General features: G+C 61.1%; 5 protein-coding genes. 3 read left to right on the top strand and 2 right to left on the bottom strand.

Annotated elements, in window-relative coordinates; all coding sequences use genetic code 11:
- From FAZ11_RS24510 to gabD, 3 genes are all read left to right on the top strand, one after another.
- Positions 1-219 (top strand): carbon starvation induced protein CsiD (locus FAZ11_RS24510; RefSeq protein ID WP_193557488.1); only part of this gene is annotated, 219 nt, incomplete at its 5' end.
- A gap of 70 nt (positions 220-289) precedes the next feature.
- Complete coding sequence (gene lhgO / locus FAZ11_RS24515; protein WP_058760858.1) at positions 290-1,540, top strand: L-2-hydroxyglutarate oxidase; 1,251 nt, start codon at positions 290-292, stop codon at positions 1,538-1,540.
- 31 nt (positions 1,541-1,571) lie between these two features.
- On the top strand, positions 1,572-3,026 hold the full coding sequence (gene gabD, locus FAZ11_RS24520) for an NADP-dependent succinate-semialdehyde dehydrogenase (RefSeq protein WP_058760857.1): 1,455 nt from the start codon (positions 1,572-1,574) through the stop codon (positions 3,024-3,026).
- Positions 3,027-3,130: 104 nt separating this feature from the next.
- Here gabD and FAZ11_RS24525 read toward each other — a convergent pair whose 3' ends face one another.
- Together FAZ11_RS24525 and FAZ11_RS24530 are read right to left on the bottom strand one after the other, a co-directional pair.
- The gene (locus tag FAZ11_RS24525) at positions 3,131-3,745 is read right to left on the bottom strand and encodes a cache domain-containing protein (protein WP_241667496.1); all 615 of its coding nucleotides are present in this window, start codon (positions 3,743-3,745) and stop codon (positions 3,131-3,133) included.
- Positions 3,746-3,977: 232 nt separating this feature from the next.
- The coding region (locus FAZ11_RS24530; protein ID WP_137283179.1) for an FCD domain-containing protein at positions 3,978-4,433 on the bottom strand (456 nt) is incomplete at its 5' end.

A 4,433-nucleotide genomic window follows, 5' to 3' on the forward strand; every position in this document is an offset into this window, starting at 1 on the left:
GAGGAAGGCATCTGGCTGAATGCGCTGTCGGAATCCCTGGAAGGTAGCGAGCGCAAGCTGTCCATACCAGTACCGGTCGGCAGCCTGCTGCTGATCAACAATCTCTTCTGGCTGCACGGTCGGGATCGCTTTACCCCGCACGAGGGCCTGCGCCGCGAGCTGATGCGCCAGCGCGGCTATGTCTCCTATCCGAAAGTCGCCTATCAGCGCGGTCAGTAAGGGACGCTGCGGGAAGCAGTCGTTTCCCGCGGTACTCGATTCAAGACAATCAGGTGCGCGAGGTGATCCTGTGCACGATTTCGTAATTATCGGCGGTGGCATCGTGGGGATGTCCACGGCCATGCAGCTGATCCAGGTATACCCGGACGCTCGCATACTGCTGCTGGAAAAGGAGTCCGGTCCGGCTCAGCATCAAACCGGTCATAACAGCGGAGTCATCCACGCGGGGGTGTACTACACCCCCGGCAGCCTCAAGGCGCGCTTCTGCTTGGAGGGCAACCGGGCCACCAAGGCGTTCTGCCAGGAACAGGGTATTCGCTTCGATGAATGCGGCAAGCTCCTGGTCGCTACCAACGACCTGGAAATGGCGCGCATGAAGGCGCTATGGGAGCGTACCGCGGCCAATGGCCTGGAGCGTCACTGGGTTTCGGCGGCCGAATTGCGCGAGCGGGAACCCAATATCGTGGGGGAGGGGGGGATCTTCGTCCCCTCCAGCGCCATCGTGAACTACGCCGAAGTGACCGCCGCCATGGGGCGCGCCTTCATAGCAGCCGGTGGCGAAATTCGCTTCAACTCGGAAGTAGTGTGCCTGGAAGAACGTGCAAGCGAGGTCGTGATCCGGACACGTCAGGATGAAATCCAAAGTCGCTACCTGATCACCTGCTCTGGATTGATGGCGGATCGCGTGGTGCGGATGCTGGGACTCACGCCTGACTTCGTGATCTGCCCCTTCCGCGGCGAATACTATTTGCTGCCCCAGCAACATAACCAGATCGTCAATCACCTGATCTATCCCATTCCGGACCCGGCTATGCCCTTCCTTGGGGTGCATTTGACCCGGATGATCGATGGCAGCGTGACGGTAGGTCCCAATGCCGTACTGGCGCTCAAGCGGGAAGGCTATCGCAAGCGCGATGTGTCAGGGCGCGACCTCTGGGAAACGCTGACCTGCCCAGGTGTGCTCAAAGTCTTGGCGAAAAATCTGCGTCCTGGTCTGATCGAGATGAAGAATTCGCTGTTCAAGGGCGGCTATCTCAAGCAGGTGCAGAAATATTGCCCGAGCCTGACCACAGAGGACCTCAAACCTTATCCAGCCGGGGTGAGAGCTCAAGCCGTCTCTCGTCAAGGCAAGCTCATCGACGACTTCCTGTTCGTCAAAACGCCCCGCAGCATCAACGTGTGCAATGCCCCTTCGCCCGCAGCCACGTCAGCCATTCCCATTGGCGGCCATATCGTCGACCAGGTCCGGACGCTGCTCGGCGACCGGGACGCCGACAGTGGCCGCAGCAAAAGCCCAGTGAATCAACGGGTACACGGCTGAGCCGCCCCGGACAAGTGCAAGGATGAATAGCGTGCAACTAAAAGATCCCCGCCTGCTTCGTCAGCAGGCCTACCTCGATGGCAATTGGGTCGCGGCCGACAGCGGCCAGACCCTCACCGTGACCAACCCGGCCAACGGTGAAATCATCGGTAGCGTACCGAAACTGGGAGCGGTAGAAACCCGCCGAGCCATCCAGGCCGCCGAACGAGCCCTTCCCGGCTGGCGCGCCCTCACCGCGAAGGAGCGAGCCCAGCGCCTGCGTCGCTGGTTCGAGCTGATGCTGGAAAATCAGGACGATCTCGCGCTCCTGATGACTTGGGAGCAGGGCAAGCCACTGAGTGAGTCGCGCGGGGAGATCGCCTATGCGGCGTCCTTCCTGGAATGGTTCGCCGAAGAAGCCAAACGTGTCTATGGCGATGTGATTCCGGGCCACCAACCCGACAAGCGTCTGCTGGTCATCAAGCAGCCTATCGGCGTCACCGCAGCCATCACGCCCTGGAACTTTCCTTCGGCCATGATCACCCGCAAGGCTGGCCCGGCCCTGGCGGCAGGCTGCACCATGGTGCTCAAACCAGCCAGCCAGACGCCCTATTCCGCCCTGGCGCTGGCAGAGCTGGCCGAAAGGGCAGGCATTCCGCCCGGTGTGCTCAGCGTCGTGACCGGTTCTGCGGGCGAAGTGGGCGGCGAACTGACCAGTAATCCGCTGGTGCGCAAACTCAGTTTCACGGGCTCCACTGAGATTGGCCGCCAACTGATGGCTGAATGCGCGCAGGACATCAAGAAGGTATCCCTGGAGCTAGGTGGCAACGCGCCTTTCATCGTTTTCGACGACGCCGATGTGGAGGCTGCCGTCGAGGGAGCGTTGATCTCAAAGTTTCGTAACAACGGTCAAACCTGCGTCTGCGCCAACCGCCTGTACGTACAGGCTGGCGTGTACGACAACTTTGTGGCGCGACTGGCCCAGGCCGTCGGCTCTTTGGTGCTGGGCGATGGTACCCAAGTAGGCGTCACCACCGGCCCGCTGATCGACGGCAAGGCTGTGGCCAAGGTCGGCGAGCACATTGCCGACGCCTTGAGTAAGGGGGCTCGTCTGGTAAGCGGCGGCAAGCCTCATGCGCTGGGGGGCACCTTTTTCCAGCCCACGGTACTGGCGGATGTCCCCGCTACAGCTCTGGTCGCCCACGAAGAGACCTTTGGCCCGCTGGCGCCGGTGTTTCGTTTCACCAGCGAAGATGAGGTGATCGAAAGAGCCAACGATACCGAGTATGGCTTGGCCGCCTACTTTTACGCGCGCGACCTAAGCCGGGTCTTTCGCGTTGCGGAAGCGCTGGAGTATGGCATCGTCGGCATCAACACCGGGATCATCTCCACCGAGGTCGCGCCGTTCGGCGGCATCAAGGCCTCCGGTGTCGGCCGCGAAGGCTCCAGGTACGGTATCGACGACTATCTGGAAATCAAGTACCTCTGCATGGGCCTTGATCGCTAGATCGGAATCGAACCAGAAGAGTGCATCCGCGAACCGCTACGGGGCAGAAAGGCTCCCTAGCGGTTCAGCCGGTTAGCTCACCGGACGATACAAAGGCCGTCGTTTCAGAAAGCCAGACTCTGAGAACGGGGTATCCCACGCTCGACCACGGTCCAGAACGGATTGGCTTCCAGCCCGAGTCGGCAGGAATTCGCCGCCTGACTCTCTTCGTTCAGGGCAACCAGGTCGCCGGCCGACCAGCTCACCGTATTGGCAGCGAGAACCCGGCCCTCGGCATTCAAGACCAGCGCCTCGTTCTTCATCTTCATCAGGCCCTTGATCAACAACGGCTCGAGAGATTCCAGACACACGTCAGCCGCCGCCACCCCGATGAATCTTTCGCGCACGAAGATCGGCACGGAAAAGGCGACGATGTACTCTTCCGTACCGTAGAGATCGACGAAGGGGCCCGCTGCGCAGGGCTTGCCGGACTGCCGAGCCTGGACATACCAGGGCATGGATTCGTAATCGTAGAAACGCTCGCTGAGGCGATTGAAGTTCAGGTTGAGCGGGCGAATATCCCCTTCAGCGCCGCGACACCACCACTCCAGATGCATCTCTCGATCGCGTACCTGACCGGGTGCGAAGACGATCCCCGCACCATGCAGCCGGACGTCCTTGACCGCCAGCAGGCGGAGAACGTCCTGTTGCAACACCGCGAGCTCCTTGGAATCGAGCACCTGTACAGCGCCAGGGCGCTCACGCCAAAGCCCGCCGACAGCGACCTCAAGGTTACGTAACCCGGCGAAAACGTTACTGATCGAAACGTTGATTTGCGCAGCAAATTTCAACAGTTCTGGGGCCTGGGTTGTAGAATCTTTCATATCGAACTCCTCACCTCGTTTTCCCCTCACCGTCAGTGAGTGAGACAGAGGCCGTCTCGCTTCAGCGAAGCAAGTTCCGCTCCAACAATCAGTCGGCGGCCATGACCTCAAGCTTCAGAGCGGTCAGCCTGCGTAGTTCTCGACTGACATGTGCCTGAGCGAGGGCTCCGGCAAGGTTGGCGTCGTTGCTGACTATGGCTTCGAGAATCGCCTGATGCTCAACCCGCATCGCTGCGATATCCGGCTGGCCGCGATAGGGCAGCCACAGCAACTCACCCAATTCGGCCTGCAACCGTACCTCGTTATGGGTCAGCCGCACCGATTGGGCGGCTACCGCGATCTCGATGTGGAAGCGCGCATCCAGTTGTCTCTGCCGCTTCACGTCCACCTCCGTAGCGAACTCCGCCAACAGCCGCGCTAGGCGCCGATGCTGATCGGCTCCTGCGCGTTTGGCTGCCAACTGAGCGGCCGCGCCGGATATCGCCACGTGCTCGTCGGCATGATCGCGCAGCTCCAGCGCCGTCAGCCGCTCCAGACGAGCGAA

Origin of the sequence: Pseudomonas rhizoryzae, from assembly GCF_005250615.1 — a bacterium.
Classification (GTDB): Bacteria; Pseudomonadota; Gammaproteobacteria; order Pseudomonadales; family Pseudomonadaceae; genus Chryseomonas; species Chryseomonas rhizoryzae.